Source organism: Streptomyces sp. NPDC007875, from assembly GCF_042868035.1.
GTDB lineage: Bacteria > Actinomycetota > Actinomycetes > Streptomycetales > Streptomycetaceae > Streptomyces > Streptomyces antimycoticus.
In genome coordinates this window covers 156,900-171,314 of the sequence record NZ_JBIADZ010000012.1, presented here as the reverse complement: position 1 = coordinate 171,314, position 14,415 = coordinate 156,900, and the positions used below count along the sequence as shown (strand labels likewise).

Genomic DNA, 14,415 nt, shown 5'->3' with positions numbered 1-14,415 from the left:
GAGTCGCCGGTCAGGAGTCGACCGGAAACTCGTACACCAGCTGATACCGCCCGGCCGGGACGACGATGTCCGCCGTTTCCACGGCCCGATCGCCGCTGTAGTACGTGCGCTCCAGCGCCTCGACCACCGACCCCGCCGCGATCTCCAGGAGCGACGCCTCCTCTGCCGACGCCGTGCGCGCCACGACCGCCTCCACCGCCCGGTCCACCGGCAGCCCGATGTGCGCCATCCGCGCCACCACTCCACGCCCCGCCAGCGGGCCCGCCTCCGGAAGCGCGACCGGCGTGCCGCCCGTCAGCTCCAGCGGCTCCCAGCTCGTCGAGATCATGGTGCGCTCGTCCGTGGTCCCCTCAGAGCTCCCGCCGCCGCTCCAGAACACATACGCACTGCGTACCACCTGCGCTCCGGGCGCCAGCCCCAGCCGCTCGGCGATCCCCGGCGGCGCGGCCACCGTGGTCGAACCCCCCTCTCGCCGGCCGTCGCCGCCGTGACCCGGCAGATCCAGCACATACGGAGTGCCGCTGAGGCGCCCGTCGTGCCATGAACGCAGCATCCGGCGCAGCGCCCGGGGCTCGCGTACGTACACCCCGCTGCCCGCCCGGCCGTGCACCAGCCCCTCGGCCATCAGCACCCGCACCGCGGAGTTCGCCACATTCGGGCCGACGCCGTAGGTCCGGGCCAGCTGGGCACGGGAGGGCAACTGGGCGCCCGCCGGGAGCCGGCCGTCCTCGATCCGGCGGCGGAGGTCCCGGGCCAGACGCAGATAGGCGGGTGGCTCGGGTGGTTCGGATGCGGTCATGGTCCTGTCGTCTGCTTCTTCTCTTGTGCTTCCGGCGGTCGCGCAGGGCTCCGGAGGGCTCCCGGGCGGGTGACTGTGACGGATACCACAGCCCCTGGCCTGATGCACCAGGTACGCACCGGGCCGGGTCGCGGCGGGGCCGACCGGCAGGGGCAACACCCTATTACCCGGCGACCGGGAAATCTGATGCAACAGATCCGCCCGTGCCCGCTCGCTTTTCCTGCCCGGACCCAAAGTCAGTATTTGAGATCCCCCAAAGAGTCGTTTGACGTGCGAGGACGCCGTCCGCAAGATTTCTTTCCGCCGCTTTCCCGTGCCGCCCGAGAAATGTGACATCTTTATGAACGATTCCGCCGTGCCCGTGCCGGGGCCCGACCGCAGACCGGTCGACGCCGTGGTCGTGGGGGCCGGTCCGCGCGGGGTGTCGGTGCTGGAACGGCTGGTGGCGAGGTCGGCCCCGGGCGACCGTCCGCTCCGTACGGTGCTGGCCGACCCGTATCCGCCGGGCGCCGGGCGGGTGTGGCGGCGTGATCAGCCGCCGCAGCTGCTGATGAACACGATGGTGTCCGACAACACCGTCTTCCCCGACGGATCGGTGCGTCTGGACGCGCCCGTGGAGACCGGTCCCACGTTCGTGGAATGGCTGCGGGGTATCGCCGGGAAGGGCCATCCCGATTCCGCCGCCGCGGAATTCGCCGCCCGCGCCGATGACCTCGACTACGCCCCGCGCCGCGTCTACGGGGCGTATCTCACCGACGCGCTGAACCGGATACGGGCGGCCGCGGGGGACCGGATACGGATAGCGGTCCGCACGGCGGCCGTGGTGCGGGTGACGCCCCTGACGGCCCCGGCGGGCTCCTCCGGCATATCCGCCGGATACGAGGTCGTACTGGACGACGGAGATCGGCTGGAGGCCCGGGCCGTCGTCCTGGCCACCGGCCATCTCGACGCGCCCGCCGCTCCGCCGCGGCGCGAGCCGCTCCACCTCCCGGGCGGCCACCCCACCGACTACGCCCTCGACGCCATCGCTCCCCGCGCCCGGGTGCTGCTGCGGGGCGGCGGGCTCAACGCCTTCGACGTGCTCGCCCTGCTCACCCTCGGCCGGGGCGGCCGCTTCGGCGAGCACGGCTACACGCCCAGTGGCCGGGAGCCGCGCATCTGGATCACCAGCCGGCGCGGTGTCCCGTTCCACGCCCGGGTGGACGCCCCCGGGGTCAAGGCGCCCGTCGCCTTCCTCACCCCCGCGCGGGTCGCCGCGCTCGCGGCCCGCGAACGGCTCGACTTCCGCGCCGATGTCCTTCCCTGGCTGGTCGCCGACCTCGAACTCGCCTGGTACGACCGGGTGCTGAAGCTCCACGCGGGTCAACTGCCCGACCCCGGCGCGCTGCGCCGCGCCCTCGCCGAGCCGCCCGGCCCCGACCGCGACACCGCACTGCGCGCCGCCGCCCCCGCAGCCCTCCGGCTGGACCTGGACGCGATCGCCGAACCGCTGCGCGGGCGGAGCTTCGCCCAGCGCGCGGAGCTGGACGCCTGGTGGGCCGGCCACCTCGACGCCGATGTGGCCGCGGCCACCGATCCCCGGGTGCCCCCGCCCGCCGCGCTCGCCGTCGCCATACGCCAGGCCCGCCCCGCGCTGCGCACGCTCATCACGGCGGGCAACCTCAGCGGCGGGTCGTACCGGCGGGACATCCTCGGCTGGTTCAACGGCTTCGCCAACTTCGTCTCCGGCGGCCCGCCCGCGCTGCGGGTCCGCCAGCTGCGGGCGCTGCTGGACGCGGGCGTGGTGCACCTGCTGGGGCCGGTCCGCCCGGGGACGCGGGGGGAGTCCGCGGTCGTGGCGGGGCTGTCGGTACGGCCCGACGCGGTGATCGACGCCTGGCTGCCGGGAACGGACGTCACCACCGACGGCCCTGGCGTCATCCGCCGGCTCCTCGCCGACGGCGTGGCCCGCCCCCACCGGCTGGCCGCGGGCGAGACGGACGCCGAACCGCCGCCCACCGGCGCGCTCGACGTCCGCCCCGCCGACGGCCGGGTCCGCCGCCCCGACGGCACGGTGCATCAGGCGCTCTTCGCCGTGGGCGTCCCCCTGGAAGGCGTCCGCTGGACCACCGCCATCGGGGCCCGGCCCGGTACGAACGCGGACTTCTTCCACGAGACCGACCGCGTCGCCGCCGAACTGCTCCGCGCCCTCGGCCCACCGGAGTGCCGACCCACCGTCCCCGTCCCTCGCCATCCCTTGACCGAGGAGAGTCAGCAGTGACCGTCGCAGAACCCGTCCGGGCCGCCCATCCCAGCCGCTGGCAGGAGTGGGGGCTGGCCCCGGGGTCGGCCGGGGAGTCGGCCGACCCTGCCTATCTCGACCTCTGCGGTGACCCCGCCGAACAGGGCCGGCAGCACGGCCGCGCCGCCCGTGCGCCGATCGCCGCCAATATCGCCGCCGTACGCCGCGACATCGGCGAACTGTGCACCGACGAGGCGTCGGTGAGCCGCTACCGCCAGTGCCTCGCCGCCAACGCCGACTTCGTGCGCCGCCACGACCCCGAACAGTGGGCCGAGCTGTGTGGTATCGCCGAGGGCGCGGACGCGCCCCTGGACGACATCCTTGCCCTCAACCTGCCCGCCCATATGGTGCTGCGGTGGGTTCCGCAGGAGTGCAGCCAGCTCCTGGCCTCAGGGGACCGCTCCGCCGCCGGGCACACCCTGCTCGCCAAGACCCGTGATATGGCCGGGCACTTCGTCGAGCATGTCGTGCTGCGCCGCCGCTACCCCGACGGGCGGCGGATGACCGAGGTCACCGTCGCGGGCAGCGTGCTGTGGCCGGGCAGCGGTATCAACGACTCGGGGCTCGCGATGTCCACCTCCGGCGTCTGGAGCGAGCGCACCGGTGTGGACTGGCGGGCCTCCGCCACCGGATGGATCCTCATCAACTCGCACGATCTGCTGCGCCGTGCCCGCACCGCGCAGGAGTTCGCCGACCTGTTGCGCCGACAGCCCCGGCTGAGCGGGCTGAACATCGCGCTCGCCGACCCGGGCGACCGGCTCGCCGTGGAGGCCACCGCCTTCGAGGTGACCGTCCGCGACAGGGCCGACCACCATGTGCTCACCAACCACTACGAGTGCCCGGCCACCGCCCCGCTCGCGCCCGGCCCGGACGAGAACGCCTCCTCGTACCACCGCGCCGCCACCGCGGCCCGCGCCCTGGGCACCGCACACGGGCTCACCCCGGGGGCGCTCGCCGGACTGCTCGCCGACCACAGCGGCTATCCGCAGGACTCGCTCTGCCGCCACCAGGTCGAGGGGGCCGGCTCCGAGACGACCTACGCCTCCATCGCCGTGCTCCCCGAGGGCGCCTTCTATGTGACCCTCGGCAACCCCTGCGCCTCCGACCGGACGGTCTTCACCGCGGCACGGGCCGAGGCGGAAAGAGGAGGAGCGGCCGGATGAACGGCACACCAGGGCTGACCCGGCGCGGCCTCCTCGGCCTCGGCGCCGGGCTCGCCCTCACCCCGGCACTGGCCGGCTGCCTGCCCGGAGACACCCCGCAGGACAGGGCGGACGCCTCGCGCGTGGTGATCGGGCTGTCCGCGGCCATCACCACCCTCGACCCGATGAACACCACCTCGGTCGGGACCGATCTGTCCGTGCTGTCCTCGGCCTACTCCTCTCTGGTCACCCGCAGGCCCGATCTGAGCATCGGCCCGGACGCCGCCACCTCCTGGCGGCGGGTGGAGCCCACCCGCTGGCGGTTCCACCTCCATCCCGAGGCGGCGTTCGCCGACGGCACCCCGCTGGACGCCGATGTCGTCGTCTGGAACGTCCGGCGGCTGCTCAACGCGGACAACGCGCTGCGCATGACCCCCAACTTCCCCGATCTCACCCGCGTGGAGAAGGTGGACCGGCGCACCGTCGACCTCATCACCTCCCGCCCCGACGCCGATCTGCTCGGCGCGCTGTCCTTCCTGTATCTGCTGGAGCCCCGCTGGGCCGCGCGCCACAAGCCCGCCACCGAGGCGATGGGATCCGGCCCGTACACGATCACGAGCTACAGCCCCGGCGGCAATGTCGAGCTGCGCGCCCGCGACGACTACTGGGGCCCCGCGCCCGCCATCCGGCGGGTCACGTTCCGGATCACCCCCTCCGAGGCCGCGCGCGTCTCCGGGCTGCTGTCCGGTGAACTCGACGCCGTCGCCGGGCTCGACCCGCAGGACCTGAACCGGCTGCGCGCCGACCGGGCGCTGCGGATCCAGCGGCTGGACACCACCCGGATGGCGTTCATCAAGCTCAACACCCTCAACGGCCCGATGCGCGACGTACGGGTGCGGCGCGCGGTCAACTACGCCATCGACAAGCGGGCCATCACCTCCAGCCTGCTGAAGAACACCGTCGACCCCAGCCCCGGCCAGCTGATGACCGCTTCCTACTCCGGCTACACCAAGGGCCTCACCGGCTATCCCCACGACCCGGACCGGGCCAGGGCGCTGCTGCGCGAGGCCGGTTACGGCAAGGGCCGCCCGCTGAGGCTGGAGCTGACCGTGCCCAGCGGTCAGTACGTGGCGGGCGAGCTCGTCGTGCAGGCCGTGGCCCAGCAGCTCCGCGAGATCGGCGTGAGCGTGAAGATCAGCAGCGTGCCGTTCGCCGTCTACATGCAGAAGTACCTGCAGGAGAAGGCGATGCCCGATATGCAGTACATCACCCAGGCGTGGCCCACCCTCGCCGCCGGCGGGCTCTACGGGCTCTTCGTCTCAGACAGCCCCTACGCCTACTGGCACGACGAGGAGTTCACCGGCGCCGTCACCCGGGCGCGCGGCACCGACGACCGGGCGGAGCGCGACACGCTGTACGGACGGGCGGCGCGGCGCGCCCGCGACCAGGCCCCGGTGCTCTTCCTCTTCCCGCAGCCTGGCCTCCAGGCCACTGCCCAGGGCCTGAACTGGCGGGCCAGGCCCGACGACTGGATCCGCCCCGCCGAGATGTCCTGGAAGGGGGCCACGGGATGATCCGCTTCCTGATCCGCCGCCTCGCGCTGACCGTGCTGGCCGTCTGGGGCGCCCTCTCGGCCGTCTTCTGCGTGCTGCACTCCTCCGGCAACCCCGCCGTGATGATGGCCCCGATCGGCTCCCCGCCCGAGAAGGTCGCCCAGCTCAGCCACGCCCTCGGCTACGACCGTCCGCTGGCCGAGCAATACGCGTCGTTCTTCGGCGACGCCCTGCGCGGCCACTTCCCCGACTCGCTCACCTTCCAGCAGCCCGCCCTGGACGTGGTGCTGCAACGACTCGGCGCCACCGTGCTGCTGGCCGCCGTCGCCCTCGCCGGGGCCGCCGCCGTGGCGCTCGCGGCCGGGCTGTGGACCGGGTCGCGCGAGGGCGGCGGGGCGCGCCGCGAATGGCCCATGTGGCTGGTGTTCCTCACCCAGTCGGTGCCCGGCTTCTACATCGGTGTCCTGCTGGTGTGGGTCTTCGGTGTCGAGCTGGCCTGGCTGCCCACCTCCGGCGCCACCACCGCCACCTCCATCCTGCTGCCCGCGGTCACCCTCGCCTGCGGGGTGCTGCCGCCGCTGGCCAGGGTGTTCCGTAACAACCTCCGCGGTGAGCTGGCCCGCCCGTACTCCCGCACCGGGACGGCACTCGGCATGAGCCGCGCCCGGGTGGTGCGGCACGCCGCGTACGGATCGATGCTGCCCACCGTCACCGTCCTCGGGCTGGAGGCGGGCGCGCTGCTCGGCGGCACCGTGATCGTGGAGTCGGTGTTCTCCTGGCCCGGCGTCGGCCAACTCGCCATCACCGCCCTGCAGAACCAGGACTATCCGCTGGTCCTCGCCGACCTGACCTTCCTGATCATCGCCTTCGTCGTGGTCAACCTGGTCGTGGACCTGCTCTACGGCGTGCTCGACCCGCGCGTCCGGCACCAGGGAGGAGAGAGCCGATGAGCCACCCCATGAGGCATGGCCGGCGCTTTTGGCCGGGCGCGGCCGGCGCCACCGGTGCCGTGCTGCTCGCGCTCGTGGTGCTGATGGCGCTGCTCGCGCCCGTGCTCGCCCCGCACGATCCGCTCGCCCAGGACCTCGCCCACACCAACGCGGCGCCCGGTGTGCACGGCCATCCGCTCGGCACCGACCAGCTCGGCCGCGATCTGCTCAGCCGGCTGCTGTCCGGGGCCCGCACCCCGCTGCTGGTGGGAGTGCTCGCCGTGGTCTGCGGCGGCCTCACGGGGACGTTGCTCGGGCTGCTGTCCGGGTTTGCCCGCGGCTGGCTCGACCAGGTGCTCTCCCGGCTCGCCGATGTGCAACTGGCCCTGCCGTCCGTCCTGCTGGCGCTGCTGGTGCTGACCTTCGGTGGGCAGTCCACCGCCGTCCTGGTACTGGTGATCGCGCTGACCGGCTGGCCCGCGTACTTCCGCCTGGTCCGCTCACGGGTGCTCGCCCTGCGCACCATGGCGTATGTCGAGGCGTCGCTCACCCAGGGCGTCGCCACCTGGCGGGTGCTGCTGTACGACCTGCTGCCCGGGGTACGCGGTCTCGTCGCCGTCACCGCCACCCTCGATCTGTCCCGCGCCGTGCTGATGGAGGCCGGGCTCACCTACCTGGGCCTCGGCGCCCAGGCGCCCGCCCCCGACTGGGGGCTGATGGTGGCCGAGGGGCAGGGACAGCTGCTCGGCGCCTGGTGGATCGCCGTACTGCCGGGTCTCGGCCTGGTGGCGCTGGTGATCGGCGCCAATCTGCTGGGGGAGCGGCTCGCCGAGCGCGGCGAGGGACGCCGCGTTGCCCGCAGCACCGTGAAGAAGACCGTGACCGCGAGGAGCACCACCGCATGATCCCCGACACCGAGACCGTCCGCGCCCGCTGGGCCCGCGTCCAGAACAACCTGCGGGCCGACGGCGTGGACGCCATGGTCGTCGTCAAGCCGCAGAACACCTTCTACCTCTCCGGCTACACGCCGATGATCTACTCCCATCCGGTGCTGGTGGTGCTGCCCGCCGAGGGCGAGCCGGTGTTCATCCTGCACGCGCTGCGCGCCCACAGCTCCCGCACGGTCTCCCGGATCTCCGACATCCGCCCCTACGGGCGCTGGGCCAAGGAGATCGGCCCCGACCACTGGTGGCAGGTGCTCGCCGAGGTGATGGCCGAACGTGGGCTGAGCGAGGCCAGGATCGGCATCGAGGGCGAGTTCCTGCCCGTCAACTACCAGCGCAGACTGGAACTCACCCTGCCCGAGGCGGTCTTCACCGACACCGGCCGGGCCCTGATGCGCGCCCGCTACGTCAAGGACGCGGCCGAGCTCGAATCGCTCCGCGTCGCCTGCGAGATCGCGGACGCGGGCATGGACGCGGCGCTGGAGGCGGTCGCCGGGCGGCGCAGCGAGGTCGAGGTCTCCTCGGTCGCCATGCGCACCATGCAGGAGGTGTGGTCCAGCCTCCACCCCGACCGGCTCGCCATGGACTTCGGCAACCTCGAAGGCGGCGTCTTCAACGCCCTGTGGGCCTACTCCCTGGTCGGCGACCGGGTGCCGATGAACTCCGCGCCGCCCACCTCCCGCCGCCCGGTCGACGGCGAGATCCAGTGGACCGTCATCTGGACCGCCATCGACGGAATGCACGCCGAGAACGAACGCAGCGTCGCCGTCGGCCCGCTGCCCGCCGAGCGGCAGCGCGCCTTCGAGGCGCTGCTGGCCATCCGCGAGGAGGTCCAGCCGTATCTGAGGCCCGGACTGACCTGCGCCGAGGTCTACGAGGCGGCCCGGGAGAGCTACCTGAGGCACGGCTACGGCGACTATCTGCCCGGCCGTATCGGCCACGGCCTGGGCCTCGGCCCGCATGAGCAGCCGAGTCTGGGCCCGCACGACGACCTGGTGCTGGAGCCCGGGATGACGCTCACCTTCGAGCCGAACCTGCGCATCCCCAGCTTCGGCGGCCTCCAGCACTCCGACAGCCTGGTGATCACCGAAGCCGGTCATGAGCTGCTGACCCACACCCGACGCGACCTGATCCAGGTCTGAGCGGTCTGAGAGGACGGAACTGGTGACGGAACTGGTGAGGGGCCCGCTGCTGGACGTGTCCGGCTTGAGCGTCGCCTTCCCCGACGCCGGCGTCGAGGCCGTACGCGAGGTGTCCTGGCAGGTCCGGCCGGGCGAGACCGTCGGCCTGGTGGGGGAGTCGGGCTCGGGCAAGAGCGCCACCGGACTGGCGGTCCTCGGACTCCACGGGCCGCGGGCGCGGATCACCGGATCCATCCGGCTCGACGGCCAGGAGCTCGTCGGCGCCGCGGAACGCACCTTGCGCGGGCTGCGCGGCCGCCGCGTCTCGATGGTCTTCCAGGACGCCCTCGACGCGCTCAACCCGTACCGCACGGTCGGCGCGCAGATAGCCGAGGCGTACCGGCTGCATCACGACGTGAAGCGGTGCGAGGCCCGCACCCGCGCCGTGGAGCTGCTGGAACGCGTCGGCATCGATCGGCCGGAGCGGCGCGCCAAGGAATATCCGCACCAGTTCTCCGGCGGAATGCGGCAGCGTGTGATGATCGCCACCGCACTGGTCAACGAACCGGAGCTGGTGATCGCCGACGAGCCCACCACGGCGCTGGACGCCACTGTCCAGGCCCAGGTCCTGGAGCTCCTCGCGGAGCTGCAGCGCGAGATGGGCATGGCGGTGGTGCTGGTCACCCATGACTTCGGGGTGGTCGGGAAGATGTGCTCGCGCGTGGTGGTCATGTACCGCGGCCGGGTCGTCGAACAGGGCCCGACCGAGCGCATCCTGACCGCCGCCGAACACCCTTACACCCGTGCCCTGGTGGCATCCGTCCCCCGCATGGACGACGTCCCGGGCACCCGCCTCGCCACGGTCCCCGAAACCGTCGCCGCCCTTGTGGGCCCGGTGGACGAGGAGTCCCTCGCGGACCCGTCCCTGCGCATCCCCTCCGGCGGACCGGCGCCGGACACCCCGCGCTCGCCCGAGGGCCCCCTCCCACGAGTCCAGGGGAGCCGGAGGCCCGCCTCGGAGCCGGACCCGACCTCGCCCAACGGGCCGACCCCGGCGTCGGCGTCGGCCTCGTCGGCCGCCGGAACAACGGACGGCCCGCCCGCGGGGCCACCCTCGGGCGCCTCGCCCCACGCGGGCCCGGGCAGCCGCCAGGAGCCGGTGCCCGCCACCGTGCCGGATCCGGCGGCCGCCACTACGGCCGACTCCGGCGACCCGGAGGCCGACGGGCCGCCGTCCGGCGTAGCGGCGGTCGATGGAGCCCGTCCGGCGATGGAGGACCGGGGTTCGGGGCGGAGCCCCGGCGGGGGTGTGGGGGTGGAGCCCCGGTTCGGGAAGGGGCGCGGTGGGGAAGCCCCCCTGCTCCAGGTCCGAGCGCTCACCGTCACCTATCCCGGCACCCTCACCCGCCCCCCGCTCCAAGCCGTCGACGGCGTCGACTTCGACATCGCACCGGGGGAATCCTTCGGCCTCGTCGGCGAGTCCGGCTCCGGCAAGAGCACCATCTCCCGCGTGCTGCTCGGCCTCCAGCGGGCGGGCTCGGGAAGCGTGCGCTTCGACGGCGAGGACATCACCCGCGCCACCCGGCGCCGCCGCCGTGAGCTGGCCGCCGGGATCCAGATGGTGTTCCAGGACCCGTACGGCTCGCTCAACCCCGACCGTCGCGTCGGCGACACCATCGGCGCCGCGCTCCCCCGGGGAGCGGCCCGCCGCGAACGTGTCGCCGCGCTGCTCACCGAGGTCGGCCTGGACCCGGAGCTGGCCGGCGCCTACCCGGACCGGCTCTCCGGTGGGATGCGCCAGCGCGTCGGTATCGCCCGCGCCCTCGCGCCGGAGCCCCGGCTGCTGGTGGCCGACGAACCGGTCTCCGCGCTCGACGTCTCCGTCCAGGCACAGGTGCTCAACCTCCTCACCCAGCTGCGCCGGGACCGGGGTCTGGCGATGCTCTTCATCTCCCATGACCTCACCGTCGTACGGCACATGTGCTCGCGGATCGCCGTACTGCGCCACGGCCGGATCGTCGAGACCGGGGACCGCGAGCAGATCATGGAGTGCCCGGACAGCGACTACACCCGTGCGCTGATCGAGGCCACCCCCTCCCTGCGCCGTCCGGCATGAAAGGCCCCGCCGTGCGAGAAGCCGCGAAAGAAGCCGTGCAGACAACCGGCCACCCCATCGACGTCCTGGACCACTTCGCGGGCGCCACACCGGAGGCAGCCCGGCTGCGCGCGCTGCGCCCGGAGCTGATCGAGCTGGAGCAGCGCGCGTACGACGTGCTGTTCCAGGTCCGCACCAGCCCCGGCACCGCCCCCGAAGCGGCCACCGACACCGGCGTCAGCACCGCCGAACGCGCCGCGGCCGCCCTCGCCGTGGCCGTAGAGCACCGCCGCGCCCCGGCCGTCGGCCACTACCGCACGCTGCTCGACACCGCCGCGGGGGAAACCACCACCGCGGACCGGATCATCGCCCGCGCCCCGCTCGACGGCGATACGGCGACGGCGAGGCCGCGCCGTATCGCCGCCGCCGTAGCCCACGCCCGGCTGTTGACCCACACCCCGGCCGAGGGCGGAGTGGACGCGCTGCGCTCTGCCGGATTCACCGAGTCGCAGATCGTGACGCTCTCCCAGACCGTCGCCTTCGTCAACCACCAGATGCAACTGGCCGCCGGGCTGGCGCTGCTGGGCACCGGTGACTCCGGTACCGGCACCGACCCCGGCGCGCCCTCGACCACCGTGGCCGGGGGGCCGCAGTACACCACCGACGTTCTCGTCTGGCGCCCCGCCATCCGCCCGCTCGCTCCCGAGGAGCTGAGCGAGGAGCACCGCACGGCGCTCGCCGGCAAGTCACGCGTCGACACGCCGTACTTCCGCACCCTCGGCCATGACCTCGGCATTCTCGCCGTACGGACCGCCATCGACCTGGCCGCCTTCACGGCCGAGGGCGGACTGCCGCGCGCCGAACGGGAGTTGGCCGCCACCGCCGTATCCCTGTACAACGGGTGTGTCTACTGCGCCTCGGTGCACGCCCGGCTCACCGCCCGGCTGCACGGCGACCCCGCACCGGTGCACCGCTTCCTGGCGTACGGCTCCACCGCGGTCCTCGGCCGCCGCTGGAAGCTGATCGCCCGGTTCGCCGCGGGGCTCGCCCCCGTCCCGGCCACCGCCGCCGAGGCCGATGTGGAGGCGCTGCGCGCGCTGGGCCTGACCGAGCTCGCGCTGGTCGACCTCGTACACTGCGCGGCGTTCTTCGGCTGGGCCAACCGCCTGATGCTGAGCCTCGGTTCGGTCGAGGGGGAGGCTCACCAGAACGCCGAGAGGAAGGCCACCGGATGAACCCGGGGACGCCGCCCGCCACCCCCCGCCCCCACAGCTCGCACTGGGGCACCTTCACCGCCGCACCCCTCCCCGGTGGCGGCCTCGATGTGATCCCCGACCCCGGCGACCCCGACCCGTCGCCGCTGCTGCGCAACATCCCCGCCGCGCTCGGCCCGCGCGGCCGGGTCCTCGCCCCGCATGTCCGCCGCGGCTGGCTGGAGCGCGGCCCCGGGCCCGACCCGAAGCGCGGTGAGGACACCTATGTACGGGTGTCCTGGGACGAGGCGATCTCCCTCCTGGTCCGGGAGTTCGACCGGGTCCGCACCGACCACGGGAACCGCGCAGTCTTCGGCGGTTCGTACGGCTGGGGCAGCGCGGGCCGCTTCCACCACGCGCAGAGTCAGATCCACCGCTTCCTCAACTGCTTCGGCGGATACACCCGTTCGGTCAACACCTACAGCCTGGGCGCCTCCCGCACCCTGCTGCGCCATGTAGTCGGCGACGACTCACCGATCAGCGCCCCCACCACCCTGTCGGTCCTGGCCGAGCACACCGGCCTCTTTCTCTGCTTCGGCGGTATGCCTGCCAAGAACTTCCAGGTCAACGCGGGCGGCCTCAGCCGTCATCGCACCGCGGCGCAGCTGGCCGCGGCCCGCGCTCGCGGTGCCCGCTTCATCCTCGTCAGCCCGGTGCGCGACGACCTCGCGGCCGAACTCGACGCCGAGTGGCTGGCCACCGTCCCCGGCACCGACACCGCCCTGATGCTTGCGCTCAGTCATGTCCTCATCGAGGAGGGGCGCTATGACGCGGACTTCTGCCGCAGCCACTGCGCGGGCTTCGACACCTTCGCCCGCCATGTCCTCGGCCAGGACGGCTCCGCTCCCAAGACCCCGCGGTGGGCGGAGGAGATCTGCGGCATCCCCGCCGCCCGGATCGCCGAACTCGCCCGTGAGCTGACCCGGCACCGGACCATGATCTCCCTGAGCTGGTCCCTGCAACGCGCCCACCGCGGTGAGCAGCCCCTGTGGGCCGGGATCGCCCTGGCCTGTCTGCTCGGCCAGATCGGACTGCCCGGCGGCGGCTTCGGCCACGGGTACGGGGCCACCGCCGGTATCGGCGCCGGCACCCTCCCGTACCGGCTGCCCACCCTCGACCAGGGCATCAACCCCGTCCCCGACTTCATCCCCTGTGCCAGGATCGCCGATCTGCTGCTGCACCCGGGAGAGACCTTCGACTACGACGGTGGCCGGTACACCTACCCCGACATCCGCCTCGTCCACTGGGCCGGTGGCAACCCCTTCCACCACCACCAGGACCTGGGCCGGCTGCGCCGCGCCTTCGGCCGCCCGGACACGGTCGTCGTCCATGAGCCCCACTGGACGGCCACCGCCCGTCATGCCGATGTGGTCCTGCCCGCCACCACCACCCTGGAACGCAACGACATCGGCGGCGCGAGCCAGGACGCGGCGCTCATCGCCATGCACCGCGTCGCCGACCCGGTCGGCGAGGCCCGCGACGACTTCCGCGCCCTCTCCGATCTCGCCGACGGGCTCGGCATCGGCCATGATTTCTCGCGGGGCCGCGACGAACGCGGCTGGCTGGAACACCTTTACGAGAGCTGGCGCGCGGGGCTCGACCCTCGGTACACCCCGGAGGAGGACTTCGACACCTTCTGGCGGGCGGGCCGCATCCCCCTGCGCGGCCTGCGCGAACACCACACGCTCTACGCCGGTTTCCGCGCCGACCCCGAGGCCCGTCCGCTGGCAACCCCGAGCGGCCGCATCGAGCTGTCCTCGGCCACCATCGCCTCGTACCGTTACGACGACTGCCCGGGCCATCCGGCCTGGCTGCCCCCGGACCCGGGGCAGTACGCCGAGCACTCCTACCCCTTCCATCTCGTCGCCAACAACCCCGCCACCCGGCTGCACAGCCAGCTCGACCACGGCGAGCTGAGCGCGTCGTCGAAGGTCGCGGGCCGCGAGCCGGTCCGGCTGCACCCACGGGACGCCGTGACGCTGGGGCTGCGGGGCGGCGATGTGGTGCGGATCCGCAGTGCCGTCGGCAGCTGCCTGGCCGGAGTGGTGACCAGCGACGCGGTACGGCCCGGAGTGGCCCAGCTCGCCACCGGCGCCTGGTGGGACCCCGCTGCCCCCGAGGTGGCCACCTGCGTCCACGGCAACCCCAACGCCGTCACCCACGACATCGGCACCTCGCGGCTCACCCAGGGCTGCACCGGCCAGCTCACCCGCGTCGCCCTCGAACGCCTCGACGGGCCCCTGCCCCCGGTCCGCGTCCACGGGTAGCTGTCGCCGACTGCTGGTACTGTCCCGGATC

General features: G+C 73.3%; 10 protein-coding genes. 9 read left to right on the top strand and 1 reads right to left on the bottom strand.

Going from position 1 to position 14,415, the window contains the following annotated elements:
* Positions 1-10: 10 nt before the first annotated feature.
* Complete coding sequence (locus tag ACFYOY_RS25230; protein ID WP_351888354.1) at positions 11-799, bottom strand: GntR family transcriptional regulator; 789 nt, start codon at positions 797-799, stop codon at positions 11-13.
* A 340-nt stretch (positions 800-1,139) separates the two neighbouring features.
* On the opposite strand from ACFYOY_RS25230, the gene ACFYOY_RS25225 reads away from it, so the two are divergent.
* From ACFYOY_RS25225 to ACFYOY_RS25185, 9 genes are read left to right on the top strand one after another with little or no spacing between them, the layout of a single operon-like run.
* Positions 1,140-3,059, top strand: coding sequence for an FAD/NAD(P)-binding protein (locus tag ACFYOY_RS25225; protein ID WP_351888352.1), 1,920 nt, complete (start codon positions 1,140-1,142; stop codon positions 3,057-3,059).
* Positions 3,056-4,243, top strand: coding sequence for a C45 family peptidase (locus ACFYOY_RS25220; RefSeq protein WP_351888349.1), 1,188 nt, complete (start codon positions 3,056-3,058; stop codon positions 4,241-4,243). Before ACFYOY_RS25225 ends, ACFYOY_RS25220 begins: the two co-directional genes overlap by 4 nt.
* Positions 4,240-5,796 (top strand): ABC transporter substrate-binding protein, encoded by a 1,557-nt coding sequence (locus tag ACFYOY_RS25215; RefSeq protein ID WP_388589707.1) that lies wholly within the window; start codon positions 4,240-4,242, stop codon positions 5,794-5,796. Before ACFYOY_RS25220 ends, ACFYOY_RS25215 begins: the two co-directional genes overlap by 4 nt.
* A complete protein-coding gene (locus ACFYOY_RS25210; RefSeq protein WP_351888344.1) occupies positions 5,793-6,725 on the top strand; it encodes an ABC transporter permease in 933 nt (310 codons plus the stop codon). The genes ACFYOY_RS25215 and ACFYOY_RS25210 overlap by 4 nt, the downstream gene beginning before the upstream one ends.
* Complete coding sequence (locus ACFYOY_RS25205) at positions 6,722-7,609, top strand: ABC transporter permease (protein WP_388589704.1); 888 nt, start codon at positions 6,722-6,724, stop codon at positions 7,607-7,609. Before ACFYOY_RS25210 ends, ACFYOY_RS25205 begins: the two co-directional genes overlap by 4 nt.
* Positions 7,606-8,790: a Xaa-Pro peptidase family protein gene (locus ACFYOY_RS25200; protein WP_351888338.1), complete on the top strand. Its 1,185-nt coding sequence runs from the start codon at positions 7,606-7,608 to the stop codon at positions 8,788-8,790. The genes ACFYOY_RS25205 and ACFYOY_RS25200 overlap by 4 nt, the downstream gene beginning before the upstream one ends.
* Before the next feature lie 22 nt (positions 8,791-8,812).
* Positions 8,813-10,885 (top strand): dipeptide ABC transporter ATP-binding protein, encoded by a 2,073-nt coding sequence (locus ACFYOY_RS25195; protein WP_388589700.1) that lies wholly within the window; start codon positions 8,813-8,815, stop codon positions 10,883-10,885.
* Between the two features lie 35 nt (positions 10,886-10,920).
* The gene (locus tag ACFYOY_RS25190) at positions 10,921-12,099 is read left to right on the top strand and encodes a peroxidase-related enzyme (RefSeq protein ID WP_351888332.1); all 1,179 of its coding nucleotides are present in this window, start codon (positions 10,921-10,923) and stop codon (positions 12,097-12,099) included.
* On the top strand, positions 12,096-14,384 hold the full coding sequence (locus ACFYOY_RS25185) for a molybdopterin-dependent oxidoreductase (protein ID WP_351888329.1): 2,289 nt from the start codon (positions 12,096-12,098) through the stop codon (positions 14,382-14,384). The genes ACFYOY_RS25190 and ACFYOY_RS25185 overlap by 4 nt, the downstream gene beginning before the upstream one ends.
* Positions 14,385-14,415: the final 31 nt, after the last annotated feature.

Coding starts and splice junctions, on each gene's coding strand:
- ACFYOY_RS25230 (WP_351888354.1), bottom strand. CDS start 799: ATGACCGCATCCGAACCACCCGAGCCACCCGCCTATCTGCGTCTGGCC.
- ACFYOY_RS25225 (WP_351888352.1), top strand. CDS start 1,140: ATGAACGATTCCGCCGTGCCCGTGCCGGGGCCCGACCGCAGACCGGTC.
- ACFYOY_RS25215 (WP_388589707.1), top strand. CDS start 4,240: ATGAACGGCACACCAGGGCTGACCCGGCGCGGCCTCCTCGGCCTCGGC.
- ACFYOY_RS25210 (WP_351888344.1), top strand. CDS start 5,793: ATGATCCGCTTCCTGATCCGCCGCCTCGCGCTGACCGTGCTGGCCGTC.
- ACFYOY_RS25205 (WP_388589704.1), top strand. CDS start 6,722: ATGAGCCACCCCATGAGGCATGGCCGGCGCTTTTGGCCGGGCGCGGCC.
- ACFYOY_RS25200 (WP_351888338.1), top strand. CDS start 7,606: ATGATCCCCGACACCGAGACCGTCCGCGCCCGCTGGGCCCGCGTCCAG.
- ACFYOY_RS25185 (WP_351888329.1), top strand. CDS start 12,096: ATGAACCCGGGGACGCCGCCCGCCACCCCCCGCCCCCACAGCTCGCAC.